Here is a 13,765-nt window from a genome sequence, read left to right on the forward strand (position 1 = left end):
CTCTCGCGGGCCGCGCCAACCTGATTTTTTGAGGGCCTGCTCCAGCACGCTTATCCCGTGCAGGTCAGGCTCGCTCCACTTGCGCCAGTACGCATACACGTTCTGCCACTTGGGAAACTCCGGCGGGAGAAACCTCCACTGACAGCCTGTGCGCAGTAGGTAGAGCACCGCGCAGAACACCTCGTAGAGATCCAGCTCTATGGGCTTGGTACTGCGCCGAACGCTGCGCAACAAGGGCTCGATCTCGGCGAACTTCTCTCTGCTCATGTCGCTTGGGTAGGGCTTTCTTTTCACCAAGCAATTGTCGGCTCTGAAAAGATCGTAAACAGGCTCTTAGAGGTGAGCGCGGTGTCTTTCAGTCGTTCAAGGCTTGGGATCGGTCACGAAGCCGATCTTGCGCACCCCGGCGCGCTGGGCGGCCGACATGGCCTGCGCCACGCGCTCGTAGCGCACGTCCTTGTCGCCGCGGATGTGCAGGTCCGGCTGCGGGTCCTTGGCGGCTTCGGCCTTCAGGCGGGGCTCCAACTCGTCGTCGGAGATGTCGCTCTCGTTCCAGTGGTACTTGCCGTCGGCCGTGATGGACAGCCGGATGGTTTCCGGCTTGATGTCTTCCCGCTGGTTGGAGGCGCGGGGCAGATCCACCGGCACGGCATGTTTCATGACCGGCACGGTGATGATGAAGATGATGAGCAGCACCAGCATGACGTCCACCAGCGGCGTCATGTTGATCTCGTTCATCACCTCATCGGCGTCGTCTTGCGTTCCGAAAGCCATGGCTTGTCAACCCTTCTTGATCGGCAGCACCTTGGCCTGCTCGCCGGGTGCGCTGACGCGTGCACCGGTGACGAAGTAGGCGTGCAGATCGTGCGCGAAGCTGTTGAGCGCGTTCAGGATCGACTTGTTGCCGCGCACCAGCGCGTTGTAGCCCAGCACCGCCGGAATGGCCACCGCCAGGCCCAGCGCCGTCATGATGAGCGCCTCGCCGATGGGGCCCGCCACCTTGTCGATGGTGGACTGGCCGGAGGTGCCGATCGCCACCAGCGCGTGATAGATGCCCCACACCGTGCCGAAGAGCCCGATGAACGGCGCGGTGGAGCCCACCGATGCCAGGATGGCCAGGCCTGCCTGCAGGCGCGCGGTGAATTCGTCGATGCAGTTGCGCAGGCTGCGGGTCACCCAGTCGCTCACGTCCAGGCTGTCGTGCAGATGGGCCTTGGTGTTGCGGTGGTGGGCCGTGGCTTCCCGGCCTTCGAGCGCCAGGTGGCGGAAGGGGTTGGTCGGGTCGTCGCCGAGCTTGCCCAGGCCGGCCGCGAAGTCTTCGCTGTGCCAGAAGTCACGAGCGGCGCGCGCATGCTTCTTGAACTTGATGATGTCCAGCGCCTTGATGACGATGACGATCCACGAGGCCAGCGACATGCCCAGCAGCAACACCGCCACGGCGCGCGTGACGAAGTCGCCCTGAATCCAGACGTTGGCAATGCCGAAATGCGATTCCATGAAAACTCCTGATTGATTTATTCGAGAACAAAATTGACGGGGACGAGGTTCCACATGGTCTCGGGCACACCGTTGCGCTTGCCGGGCACGAAGCGCCACCGCATCACGGCTTCCTGCGCTTGCCGGTCCAGCCGGTCGAAGCCGCTGGACTTGCTGATTTCCACCTTCTGCGGAAGGCCATCAGTGCCGATCAGCACCCGCAGCACCACCTTGCCCTGTTCACCCAGCCGCTTGCTGATCGCCGGATAGGTCGGCTTGGGGTTGTTCAGGTAGGCGGCGTCGCTGGACGGCAGGTCGATCTTCGGCGGTGCCGGTGGGGCAGGGGGCGCCGGAGCCGGGGCGGGTGGCGCGGCCGGGGCCTGGATGGGCGGCGCCGGCGGTTGCGGCTCCACTACGCCCGTGGGCGCATTGGGGGCGGGCGTCCGATCCGGCGTGGCCACGGGCATGGGGGCCGGGCGCGGCGCGGGTGCGCGGGGTGCCGGCTTGGGCGGAGGGGGAGGGGCGGGCTTGGGGGGCGGCGGCACCGGTGGGCGCGGCGGTGCGGGCGGCGTGACGAATTCGCTCAGCACTTCGGCTGGAACGATCACTTCCGCGGCACGGCGCAGCAGGCCGGATTGCAGCGCCCAGAGCCCGGCCACGTGCAGCAGCACCACCGAGCCGGCGATGACGGCATTGCGGCTCAGGCCCCCGGAGGAGGCGCCGTATCTATCGAACTGGGACATATGGAATGGAAACGGCCTGCCTGATGAAGGCGGGCGCAGACAGCCTGAACGGCAGAGGTTGTGTTACTTACGGAGAATCCACCAGACCGAACCCACCATCAGGATCAGGCTGCCAGCGAGTGTCGAGAGGAGTTCCATGCTTTGCTCTCCAGAATGGACGTGGCGAGCTGGATCGTCTGCGTGGGCGTCTCCTTGTGCAGCGCAGCCATGGGGTGCGACACGCTGCAGCGCTCCACGACGGCACGGGCACAGTCCTCGCAGCGGCCGCATTGCGTCGCTACGCCCAGCTCGAACTGGATCTCGTCGAAACTCATGCCGGCATGCGCATGGCGAGCAATTTCGCGGTCCGATACCCGGTGGCAGACACAGACGATCATGGGGCAGGCAGTGGTGGCTGGCTGTTGAAGATGGATCATTATAAATGCGAATTCATCGCATTTGCAATTTCTATCCTCGAAGTAGGGTCAACCTATGGCGAAGCGGGCATGCCGGAGACGAAAAAAAACCGGCACGCGGGCCGGTTTCTTGAGGGCGGCCGCGCTATGCGGGACGCTTCATCACTTGACGTGCTTGCCGATCAGGCCAGCCATCTCGAACATCGAGACCTGGGGCTTGCCGAAGACTTCCTTGAGCTTGGCGTCGGCGTTGATCATGCGCTTGTTGGATGCATCCTGCAGGTTGTTCGCCTTGATGTAGACCCACAGCTTGCTGATGATTTCGGTACGCGGCAGCGGAGCTGCGCCGACCACGGCAGCCAGTGCGGGGCTGGGGGTCAGGGCCTTCATGAAGGCGGCGTTGGGGGTGCGCTTCTTAGCGGGAGCTGCGGCCTTGGCCTCGGAGGCGGGCGCTTTTTTTGCAGTTGCCATGTTGGGTTTTCCTTGTTGGAAGTGAAATACGGGACCAGCGAAAACCTGCTTCTCCACTGGCCCGCAGATGCTAATGGCAAAAAAACGCGTTTCCAAGGGAAGAAAGTGATTTTTTGCCTCCAGTTGTTGCGGTGCAGCCAGCCTGTGCGGGCACGCTGCCGGCAGGCCTGCGCAGCCGCAGGCCACAGAAAACACCCAGTGAAGGTGGCGTCAGCGTTTCGTGCCGCCCGCAGCAGAGCGTGATGTCCTCGACGGAAGCGTGGCCAGCACCACGCTGGCCAGGGCGATGCAGAAGGCCAGCACCTGCATTCCCGTGAAGCGTTCACCCAGCACCAGCACGCCCATCAGCGCAGCACTGACGGGCAGCAGCACCGTGAAGATGCCGCCCTGGGCCGCTGGCACGGCCTTGAGCCCGGTCATCCAGAGCCAGACCGTCCACACGCAGGCCGCCAGCGCATAGAACAGCAGCAGCAGCCAGGTGCCGGGCCCGACGGCCTTGAAGTCGAAGCTCCAGGCGGTGTAGAGGCCCAGGGGCGTCGCCAGCGCGAACCCCCACAGATTGATGAGCGAAGTGATGCGCCTGGGGCCCAGCGTGCCGGTCAGCTTCTTGCCGATCACCGAATAGGCCGCTTCGCAGATGGAGGCAGCGAGCAGCAGCAGGTAGCCGATCCAGGCGGCATGGGCCGGCTCGTGAGCGCCCGGCGCGGCATCCACAGCACCATGGGCGCCGGGCTTGGACAGCGCGAAGAGCAGGATTCCGGCCACGGCCAGCACCACCGAGAACCAGGTGCGCGGTGCCACTTGCTCGCGCAGGAAGAGCCAGCTCATGACGGCCACCGCCGCCGGGATGGAGGCCATGATGACCCCGGCTGACGTGGCGCTGGTCAGGCTGACGCCATAGATCATGAACACGGTGAACAGGAAGTTGCCCATCAGCGACTGCAGGAAGAGCAGCCCCACCGTGCCGCGGCTCAGTGCCGGCTCCGTGGCGGGCTTCTTCAGCCAGTGCAGCATGGCGACGCCGCCGATGCCGAAGCGCAGCCAGGCCAGCAGGAAAACGGGAAACGTGGCCGCCAGCGGCTTGGACAGCGCCACATAGCTGCCGACCAGCGACATGCTGAGAGCCAGACATAAATAAGCAACGGGGCGGCTGGGCGTATTCACTAGACTGGGGCCAAGGAAATTGGAGTCTCTGAATCATGCCCCACGAAACCACCCTTGGCGCCGCGCAGCCGGCGCGCCACGTCTTTGTCTATGGAACGCTGCGGCGCGGCGGCAGCAACGACATCACGCGGCTGAGCCCCGCCCCGGTGTGGGTGGGCCCGGCCTGCCTGCGTGGCGCGCTCTACAGCCTGGGGCCTTATCCCGGCATGCGGCTCGACGGCCATGGCGAGCAAGACCCTCCGGTGGTCGGCGAGGTCTATGCCGTCACGCCGGCGCTGGAGCGCCAGCTGGACCTGATCGAAGGCCTCGATCCCGACGGGGCCGCTACGGACGCGGACGAATACGCCAAGCGAGACGTGGTGGTGGACGTGGAGGGGAGGCCGCTGGCTTGTTTCATGTACGTGATCCATCCGCGCTACGCCACATCCGATGCCCGACTGCTGCACGGCGACTGGTTCCGGGTGGCGCCGCCGCTGTAGGACGAAGGCGGCATCGCGGGCTTTCCTCCATGCAGAAATTTGTTTTCACGATGTGGCATGCAAAAATGTGGCGCTGCACAAAAATTTCTCGATATGAGAAATGTTTTTTTGCATGGAGAAATGTCATTGTTATGTCTTTGATTTTAAAAGAGAAAATTTATCTCTTATATAAGACATAAGATGTTGCGTGGGTCTTATAGAAGACTTAAAGTTGTTCCCAAGGGCAGCCCCGCCCGATGATCCGAAGACCTCAACAGGAGTGAACCATGCCGCAATCGCTGAATGCCCAACTGAGTCGTGAACAACAGATCGCCGCCCTCGAACTCGACTGGGCGCAGAACCCGCGCTGGAAGGGCGTCAAGCGCAACTACTCGGCCGCGGATGTGGTGCGCCTGCGCGGCAGCCTGCAGCCCCAGCACACGCTGGCGCAGCGCGGTGCGGAAAAGCTCTGGGACAAGGTCAACGGCGGCGCCAAGAAGGGCTACGTGAACGCTTTCGGCGCCATCTCCGCCGGCCAGGCCATGCAGCAGGCCAAGGCGGGCCTGGAAGCTGTGTACCTGTCGGGCTGGCAGGTGGCGGCCGACGGCAACACGTCGGAAACCATGTATCCCGACCAGTCGCTCTATGCGTATGACTCGGTGCCCACCATGGTCCGCCGCATCAACAACACCTTCAAGCGCGCCGACGAGATCCAGTGGGGCCGCGGCATCAACCCCGGCGACAAGGAGTTCATCGACTACTTCCTGCCCATCGTGGCGGATGCGGAAGCCGGCTTCGGCGGCGTGCTCAACGCCTTCGAGCTGATGAAGAACATGATCGCCGCGGGTGCCGCCGGCGTTCACTTCGAAGACCAGCTCGCCGCCGTGAAGAAGTGCGGCCACATGGGCGGCAAGGTGCTGGTGCCTACTCAGGAGGCTGTCGAGAAGCTGCTGGCCGCCCGCTTCGCCGCCGATACCATGGGCGTGCCGACCATCATCCTGGCCCGCACCGATGCCGAAGCCGCGAACCTCATCACGTCCGACCATGATGCGAACGACAAGCCCTTCCTGACGGGCGAGCGCACGCAGGAGGGCTTCTACCGCGTGAAGAACGGCCTGGAGCAAGCCATCAGCCGCGGCGTGGCCTACGCGCCCTACGCCGATCTGGTGTGGTGCGAAACCGGCGTGCCGGACATCGGCTTCGCCCGCGAATTCGCCCAGGCCGTGCATGCCGCCTGCCCCGGCAAGCTGCTCTCGTACAACTGCTCTCCTTCCTTCAACTGGAAGAAGAACCTCAACGACAAGCAGATCGCCTCGTTCCAGGAAGAGCTGTCCGCGCTGGGCTACAAGTACCAGTTCATCACGCTGGCAGGCATCCACATCAACTGGTACAACACCTTCCAGTTCGCCCACGCCTATGCCCGCGGCGAAGGCATGAAGCACTACGTGGAGCAAGTGCAGGAACCCGAATTCGCCGCGCGCGAAAAGGGCTACACCTTCGTGTCGCACCAGCAGGAAGTGGGCGCAGGCTACTTTGACGACGTGACCACCGTGATCCAAGGCGGCACCTCCAGCGTGAAGGCGCTGACGGGCTCCACCGAGGAAGAGCAGTTCCATTGATCGATTGAAGCTGTCCGGGCGTGAGGCCCGGGCGAACGCCTCGCTCCAAGCCCGGTTGGCGCATCGCCACCCGGGCTTTTTCGTGCCGGCGCGCCGGGCCTTGCCACGCGCTTGTGAGTGCGGGGGTAAAATCTGCGGCTACTTCAATCAGCAAGAGCGAGAAAGGCAATCTGGTTATGACACCGCGAACTACTTCGGAGCAATCCACCGGCCGCTAGAGGCTGGACGTTCGCGCCTGCACACCTGATTTGCACCTTCCCTCCAAAAGCGCGGACATCGTTCCGCGCTTTTGTTTTTTGGGCGCTGCGCGGGCTCTCATTCGATCGATTGACCCACAGGATTTTTTCTCCATGATTCAGATCACGCTTCCCGACAATTCCCAGCGCGAATTCCCCGGCCCGGTCTCGGTGTCCGACGTGGCGCGCGCCATCGGCCCGGGCCTGGCCAAGATCACGGTGGCCGGCAAGGTGGACGGCCGCCTGGTGGATGCCAGCGACCTCATCGACCACGACGCGCGCCTGCAGATCATCACCCCGCGCGACCAGGAAGGCGTGGAGATCATCCGCCACTCGTGCGCCCACCTGGTGGGGCATGCCGTCAAGCAGCTCTATCCCACGGCCCGGATGGTGATCGGCCCGGTGATCGAAGAAGGCTTCTATTACGACATCGCCTTCGAGCGCCCGTTCACGCCCGATGACATCGCCGCCATCGAAAAGCGCATGAAGGAGCTGATCGCCCAGGACTACGACGTCATCAAGAAGATGACGCCCCGCGCCGAGGTGATCGAGGTCTTCAAGTCGCGCGGCGAAGAGTACAAGCTGCGCCTGATCGAGGACATGCCGGACGAGACCGCCATGGGCCTCTACTACCACCAGGAATACGTGGACATGTGCCGCGGCCCGCACGTGCCCAACACGCGCTTCCTGAAGGCGTTCAAGCTCACGCGCGTCTCGGGCGCCTACTGGCGTGGCGATGCGAAGAACGAGCAGTTGCAGCGCATCTACGGCACGGCCTGGGCCGACAAGAAGGATCTGGACGCCTACATCCAGCGCATCGAGGAAGCCGAAAAGCGCGACCACCGCAGGCTCGGCCGCGAGCTGGACCTGTTCCACATCGACGAGCATTCCCCCGGCACGGTGTTCTGGCACCCCAAGGGCTGGACGGTGTGGCAGGGCGTGGAGCAGTACATGCGCCAGGTCTATCGCGACAACGGCTACCAGGAGGTCAAGGGCCCGCAGATCCTCGACAAGCACCTCTGGGAAAAGACCGGCCACTGGGACAAGTACCGCGAGAACATGTTCACGACGGAGAGCGAGAAGCACGACTACGCGCTCAAGCCGATGAACTGCCCCGGCCACATCCTGATCTTCAACCAGGGCGTGAAGAGCTACCGCGACCTGCCGCTGCGTTTCGGTGAGTTCGGCCAATGCCACCGCAACGAGCCCACGGGCGGCCTGCACGGCATCATGCGCGTGCGCGCCTTCACGCAGGACGACGGCCACATCTTCTGCACCGAAGAACAGATCCAGCAGGAATGCATCAACTTCACGGCGCTGCTGCAGAAGGTCTACAAGGACTTCGGCTTCACCGACATCATCTACAAGGTCGCCACGCGGCCTGAAAAGCGAATCGGCTCGGAAGAGAGCTGGGATCGCGCGGAGCATGCGCTGATCGAAAGCCTGAAGGCCTCCGGCTGCGAATACCAGATCGCCGTCGGCGACGGTGCGTTCTACGGCCCCAAGCTCGAATACACGCTGCGCGACGCCATCGGCCGCCACTGGCAGTGCGGCACGATCCAGGTCGATCCGTCGATGCCGGCGCGCCTGGGCGCCGAATACGTGGGCGAGGACGGCGCACGGCACACGCCCATCCTGCTGCACCGCGCCATCGTGGGCAGCCTGGAGCGTTTCATCGGCATCCTGATCGAGCAGCACGCGGGCGCGCTGCCCACCTGGCTGGCTCCGGTGCAGGTCGCGGTGCTCAACATCACGGGTGCGCAGGACGAATACTGTCGCGAAATCGCCGCAAAACTGCAAAAAGCATTGCCGCATCAAAACCTTAGAGTCATCACCGACCTGCGTAACGAAAAGATCACGTATAAAATACGGGAGCATTCGTTGCAAAAGCTGCCTTACATCCTCGTCGCTGGCGAGAAGGAAAAGGCGGCCGGCGCCGTCGCAGTGCGCGCCCGGGGTAATCGAGACCTCGGTGTGATGTCCCTCGAAGCGTTCGTCGCGCTCATCGCAGAAGACATCGCCTCTAAAGCCTGATCTGGATTGAAACAGCTTTAGCTCGCGTGGGCAGGGCGGCATCAGCTACTATTTTTGTAGCATTTTGATTGAAGGAAAATAGTCATCGCTACTGAATTTCGTGATCGTCGTCACCGCGAAGAGCGCAAGCATCGCCTGAATCGGGAAATCATGGCCCCTGAGGTTCGCCTCTCGGGTCCTGACAATGAGCCTCTGGGCGTGGTGAGTCTGATGGAAGCCCTCCGCATGGCGGGCGAGTTGGATGTGGACCTGGTGGAGATCGCCGCCACGGCCAGCCCTCCCGTGTGCCGCCTGATGGACTACGGCAAGTTCAAGTACCTTGAACAAAAGCGCGCGGCAGAAGCCAAGGCCAAGCAGACGGTCATCGAAATCAAGGAAGTGAAGTTCCGTCCCGGTACCGATGACGGCGACTACAACATCAAGATGCGCAACATCCGCCGCTTCCTGGCGGAGGGCGACAAGTGCAAGATCACCCTGCGGTTCCGTGGTCGCGAGATCACCCACCAGGAACTCGGTCTGGCCTTGCTCAATCGCATCCGCGATGACCTGGGTGATTCGATCCTCGTCGAGCAGTTTCCCAAGCTCGAAGGCCGCCAGATGATCATGATGATCGCGCCTGGCCGCAAGAAGCCTGCTTCCAAGCCCGCGGGCGAAGCGGCTGGCTCTGCGACTCCGGCGGTTTGAGTGATGGGGTAGGGCGGGCCGATGGCCTGCCCTGAAAGATGTGTGTTGCTGGGCTGAAAAGCCCCGCAATGCAACAGATGGCGTGCACAATGCGCGCCGTCGTGCAGCGCAGCAATGCGGCTGCAGAAAAAGTGGCTCGGGGCCAACAAGTTCGTGAATCGGTTCGCGAACGCCTCACGAGCACAAAGAAAAGGAGCATTCACATGCCCAAAATGAAGACCAAGAGCAGCGCGAAAAAGCGTTTCCGCGTTCGTCCCGGTGGCACCGTCAAGCGCGGTCAAGCCTTCAAGCGTCACATCTTGACCAAGAAGACCACCAAGAACAAGCGCCATCTGCGTGGTGCAGTCGCCGTGCATGAGACCAACATGGGCTCCATTGCACAGATGCTGCCTAGCGCTGGCCTGTAATAACTGACGAACAAGGAGTACTCACATGCCTCGCGTCAAACGTGGTGTAACGGCCCGTGCCCGTCACAAGAAAGTTCTAGCCCTCGCCAAGGGTTTCCGTGGTCGCCGCGGTAATGTCTTCCGCATCGCCAAGCAGGCGGTGATGAAGGCTGGGCAATATGCCTACCGTGACCGCCGCACCAAGAAGCGCGTGTTCCGCCAACTGTGGATCGCCCGTATCAACGCCGCTTCGCGCGAACTGGGCCTGACCTACAGCCAGTTCACGAACGGCCTGAAGAAGGCTTCCATCGAGATCGACCGCAAGATGCTGGCCGACCTCGCGGTGCATGACAAGGCTGCCTTCGGCAGCATCGTGGAACAGGTCAAGGCCAAGCTGGCTGCTTGATTTCACGGTTGGGCGCTATCGTCTTGATAGCGCTCTGCGCAGTAACAACAAGGGCTAGAGCTTGAAAAGGCACTAGCCCTTGTTCATTTTCAAGAGTCGATATGAACGAGCTGGATTCCCTGGTCGAAAGCGCGCGGCAGCTTTTCGCGCAAACCGCAACCCCTGCTGATCTGGAAAATGCCAAGGCGCAGTTTCTGGGCAAGTCCGGTCGTCTGACCGAGCTGATGAAGGGTATGGCGCAGCTGTCGGTCGAGGAAAAGAAATCGCGTGGCGCTGCGATCAATCTGGCCAAGCAGGCGGTCGAGGCCGCGCTGACCGAGCGCCGCCAAGCGCTGGCCGATGCCGAGCTGCGGGTGCAGCTCAAGGCCGAGGCGCTGGATGTCTCCCTGCCGGGCCGCCGCCGCGGGCAGGGTGGCCTGCACCCCGTCACCCTCACGCTGGAGCGGATCGAGCAGATCTTCGGCTCCATGGGTTTCGACGTGGCCGAGGGCCCCGAGATCGAGACCGACTGGTTCAACTTCACCGCACTGAACACGCCGCAGGACCACCCCGCGCGTTCGATGCACGACACCTTCTACGTCGAAGGCGGCACCGAGGCCGCGCCCCATCTGCTGCGCACGCACACCAGCCCGATGCAGGTGCGCCATGCCGTGCAGCACGTCAAGCGCCACCGCGCCCGGATCGATGCAGGGCAGGGCATGCCCGAGATCCGCGTGATCGCGCCCGGCCGCACCTACCGCGTGGACAGCGATGCCACCCATTCGCCGATGTTCCACCAGTGCGAAGGCCTGTGGATCGGCGAGAACGTGAGCTTCAAGGATCTGAAGGTCGTGTTCACCGACTTCTGCCGCACCTTCTTCGAGAGCGACGATCTGGTGCTGCGCTTCCGCCCCAGCTTCTTCCCCTTCACCGAGCCCAGCGCAGAGATCGACATCCAGTTCCAGACCGGCCCGCTCGCCGGCCGCTGGCTCGAAGTGGCGGGTTCCGGCCAGGTGCATCCGAACGTGGTGCGCAACATGGGGCTGGACCCGGAGACCTACATCGGCTTCGCCTTCGGCATGGGCCCTGACCGGCTGACGATGCTGCGCTACGGGGTCAACGACCTGCGCCTCTTCTTCGACGGCGACATCCGCTTCCTGTCGCAGTTCCAGTAAGAACGAGAAGACGCGGCCCTGGCAGGCCATGGCACCGGCGGATCGCCGGCCGGTGCCCCCAACCGACCGAATCACGAGAATCCGAAAATGCAATTTCCAGAATCCTGGCTGCGCGAGTTCTGCAATCCGCCGCTGACCACCGCCGAGCTGGCGGAGACCCTGACCATGGCCGGTCTCGAGGTGGAAGAGCTCCGCCCCGTCGCGCCCGCCTTCAGCAAGATCGTGGTGGGTGAGATCAAGGAAGCCGTGCAGCACCCGAACGCCGACCGCCTGCGCATCTGCCAGGTGGATGTGGGGCAGGAAGCGCTGCTGAACATCGTCTGCGGCGCGCCCAACGCGCGGGTCGGTATCAAGGTGCCGTGCGCCCTGGTGGGTGCCCAGCTGCCGCCGGGCGCCGATGGCAAGCCCTTCCAGATCAAGCTGGGCAAGCTGCGCGGCGTGGAAAGCCAGGGCATGCTGTGCTCCGCACGCGAACTGCAGCTGACGGAAGATCAGGACGGCCTGCTGGAGCTGGCTGGCGATGCCGTGGTGGGCCGCGACATCCGCGAGCAGCTGAACCTGGACGACACGCTGTTCACCCTGAAGCTCACGCCCAACCTCGCGCACGCCCTGAGCGTGCACGGCATCGCCCGCGAGCTGTCGGCGCTGACTAGCGCGCCCCTGCGCTCGCCGGAATTCCCGCCCGTGGCCGCTGCGCTGGACGAGCGCCTGCCGGTCAAGGTGTCCGCCCCCGATCTGTGCGGCCGTTTCTCGGGCCGCATCGTGCGCAACGTCAACACGCGCGTCGCCACGCCCGCCTGGATGGTGGACCGCCTGGCCCGCTGCGGCCAGCGCAGCGTGTCGCCGCTGGTGGACATCTCCAACTATGTGATGTTCGAACTGGGCCGGCCCTCGCACATCTTCGATCTGGACAAGATCCATGGCGGCCTGGACGTGCGCTGGGGCCGCCCCGGCGAACAGCTCAAGCTGCTCAACGGCAACACCATCACCGTCGATGAAGCCGTGGGCGTCATCGCCGACGACCAGGCCGTGGAGTCGCTGGCCGGCATCATGGGCGGCGACGCGACGGCCGTGTCGGACGACACCCGCCACATCTACGTCGAGGCGGCCTTCTGGTGGCCCAAATCGGTAGCGGGCCGTTCGCGCCGCTACAACTTCTCGACCGACGCCGGACACCGCTTCGAGCGCGGCGTCGATCCGCAAGGCACCGTGGAGCACATCGAGCGCATCACTCAGCTCATCCTGCAGATCTGCGGCACGCCTGAAACCGTCTGCGGCCCGGTGGACGACCAGCAGGTCCGCATGCCCGAGTCGCGCACGGTGTCGCTGCGCGTGGCCCGCGCTGCCAAGGTCATCGGCATGCCGCTGACGCAAGCCCAGTGCGAAGACGCGCTGCAGCGCCTGGGCCTGCCCGTGCGCGCCGAAGACGGCGTGCTGCACGTGGTGCCGCCTTCGTACCGGTTCGACCTGACCATCGAGGAAGACCTCATCGAAGAGGTGGCCCGCATGGTCGGCTACGAGCATCTGCCCACCACGCCGCCCATCGCGCCGATCACGCCCAAGCTGCGTGCCGAGTCGCGCCGCGGCCCCTTTGCCGTGCGCCGCGAACTGGCCGCGCTGGGCTATCAGGAAACCATCAACTTCAGCTTCGTCGAAGCGGCCTGGGAGCGCGATCTGGCGGGCAATGCCCAGCCGATCCAGCTGCTCAACCCCATCGCCAGCCAGCTGAGCGTCATGCGTTCGTCGCTGCTGGGCTCGCTGCTGCAGGTGCTCAAGTTCAACCTCGACCGCAAGGCCCCGCGCGTGCGCGTTTTCGAGCTGGGCCGCGTCTTCCTGCGCGATGGTTCCGTCGTCGATTCCGACACCACGGTGGCGGGTGTGCATCAGCCCATGCGCGTGGCCGGTTTGGCCTATGGCGCCAGCGACATGCTGCAGTGGGGCGGCAAGGACAAGGCGGTCGATTTCTTCGACATCAAGGGCGACGTCGAAGCGCTGCTGGCGCCTCTCGATGCCGTCTATGAGCCGGGCACCCATCCGGCCATGCACCCGGGCCGCTGTGCGCGCGTGATGCTGGATGGCGAATGCATCGGCCATGTGGGCGAACTGCATCCGCAATGGCGCCAGTCCTGGGGCCTGCCGATGGCGCCCGTGCTGTTCGAGCTGGAGCTCGACGCCGTGCTGCGCCGGCGTGTGCCCGTGTTCGCTCCGGTGGCCAAGCACCAGGCGGTGGAGCGGGACATCGCCGTGGTGGTGGCCGAACGCGTGACGCATGCCGAGGTCATGGCGGCGATCGAGGCCGCCGTGCCGCAGGGCCTGCTGCGCTCGGCCGTGCTGTTCGACGTCTTCCGTCCCAAGCCGCTGCGCGAGGGCGAGGTCCCTGCCGCCGGCGCGCTGGCCGCGGGCGAAAAGAGCCTGGCCGTGCGCCTGACCCTGGGCAGCGGCGAGGCGACCTTGACCGATGCCGAGATCGAGTCCGCCGTGCAGGCGGCCCTGCAGGAGCTGTCGCGCCGCACGGGCGCCCGGCTGCGGTGAGCATGTT

At 64.2% G+C, this 13,765-nt stretch carries 15 protein-coding genes; 8 read left to right on the forward strand and 7 right to left on the reverse strand.

All coding sequences use genetic code 11. The features are described from left to right. The 7 genes from BM070_RS07000 to BM070_RS07030 form a co-directional block, all read right to left on the reverse strand. On the reverse strand, nt 1-297 hold a 297-nt coding region (locus BM070_RS07000), incomplete at its 3' end, for a transposase (protein WP_434803173.1). A 66-nt stretch (nt 298-363) separates the two neighbouring features. Beyond that, nucleotides 364-774, reverse strand: a complete 411-nt coding sequence (locus BM070_RS07005) for an ExbD/TolR family protein (protein ID WP_092938957.1) — start codon at nt 772-774, stop codon at nt 364-366. A gap of 6 nt (nt 775-780) precedes the next feature. Beyond that, on the reverse strand, nt 781-1,497 hold the full coding sequence (locus tag BM070_RS07010; protein WP_092938958.1) for a MotA/TolQ/ExbB proton channel family protein: 717 nt from the start codon (nt 1,495-1,497) through the stop codon (nt 781-783). Between the two features lie 17 nt (nt 1,498-1,514). Continuing rightward, nucleotides 1,515-2,219, reverse strand: coding sequence for an energy transducer TonB (locus BM070_RS07015; protein ID WP_092938959.1), 705 nt, complete (start codon nt 2,217-2,219; stop codon nt 1,515-1,517). A 104-nt stretch (nt 2,220-2,323) separates the two neighbouring features. After that, nucleotides 2,324-2,596: a (2Fe-2S)-binding protein gene (locus BM070_RS07020; RefSeq protein ID WP_092938960.1), complete on the reverse strand. Its 273-nt coding sequence runs from the start codon at nt 2,594-2,596 to the stop codon at nt 2,324-2,326. Nucleotides 2,597-2,776: 180 nt separating this feature from the next. Next, a complete protein-coding gene (locus BM070_RS07025; RefSeq protein ID WP_092938961.1) occupies nt 2,777-3,085 on the reverse strand; it encodes an SWIB/MDM2 domain-containing protein in 309 nt (102 codons plus the stop codon). A 210-nt stretch (nt 3,086-3,295) separates the two neighbouring features. Beyond that, on the reverse strand, nt 3,296-4,249 hold the full coding sequence (locus BM070_RS07030; protein WP_092938962.1) for a DMT family transporter: 954 nt from the start codon (nt 4,247-4,249) through the stop codon (nt 3,296-3,298). A gap of 35 nt (nt 4,250-4,284) precedes the next feature. Here BM070_RS07030 and BM070_RS07035 point away from each other — a divergent pair, with 35 nt between their 5' ends. From BM070_RS07035 to pheT, 8 genes are all read left to right on the forward strand, one after another. Beyond that, nucleotides 4,285-4,728, forward strand: coding sequence for a gamma-glutamylcyclotransferase family protein (locus tag BM070_RS07035; RefSeq protein ID WP_092938963.1), 444 nt, complete (start codon nt 4,285-4,287; stop codon nt 4,726-4,728). 266 nt (nt 4,729-4,994) lie between these two features. Continuing rightward, nucleotides 4,995-6,326, forward strand: coding sequence for an isocitrate lyase (aceA, locus tag BM070_RS07040; protein ID WP_092938964.1), 1,332 nt, complete (start codon nt 4,995-4,997; stop codon nt 6,324-6,326). Between the two features lie 350 nt (nt 6,327-6,676). Further along, nucleotides 6,677-8,596 (forward strand): threonine--tRNA ligase, encoded by a 1,920-nt coding sequence (thrS, locus tag BM070_RS07045; RefSeq protein ID WP_092938965.1) that lies wholly within the window; start codon nt 6,677-6,679, stop codon nt 8,594-8,596. Nucleotides 8,597-8,680: 84 nt separating this feature from the next. Then, entirely contained in the window at nt 8,681-9,280 is a 600-nt protein-coding gene (gene infC / locus BM070_RS07050; protein ID WP_175518459.1) for a translation initiation factor IF-3, read from the forward strand. A 203-nt stretch (nt 9,281-9,483) separates the two neighbouring features. Continuing rightward, nucleotides 9,484-9,687 carry a 50S ribosomal protein L35 gene (rpmI, locus tag BM070_RS07055; RefSeq protein WP_055402683.1) on the forward strand — a complete coding sequence of 68 codons (204 nt, stop codon included), beginning with the start codon at nt 9,484-9,486 and terminating at the stop codon, nt 9,685-9,687. A 25-nt stretch (nt 9,688-9,712) separates the two neighbouring features. After that, nucleotides 9,713-10,072 carry a 50S ribosomal protein L20 gene (gene rplT, locus BM070_RS07060; RefSeq protein ID WP_056667373.1) on the forward strand — a complete coding sequence of 120 codons (360 nt, stop codon included), beginning with the start codon at nt 9,713-9,715 and terminating at the stop codon, nt 10,070-10,072. A gap of 101 nt (nt 10,073-10,173) precedes the next feature. Continuing rightward, on the forward strand, nt 10,174-11,226 hold the full coding sequence (gene pheS / locus BM070_RS07065) for a phenylalanine--tRNA ligase subunit alpha (protein WP_092938967.1): 1,053 nt from the start codon (nt 10,174-10,176) through the stop codon (nt 11,224-11,226). Between the two features lie 87 nt (nt 11,227-11,313). Then, nucleotides 11,314-13,758, forward strand: a complete 2,445-nt coding sequence (gene pheT, locus BM070_RS07070; RefSeq protein WP_092938968.1) for a phenylalanine--tRNA ligase subunit beta — start codon at nt 11,314-11,316, stop codon at nt 13,756-13,758. The last annotated feature ends 7 nt before the right edge of the window (nt 13,759-13,765 follow it).

This window comes from Paracidovorax wautersii (assembly GCF_900113035.1).
GTDB lineage: Bacteria > Pseudomonadota > Gammaproteobacteria > Burkholderiales > Burkholderiaceae_C > Paracidovorax > Paracidovorax wautersii.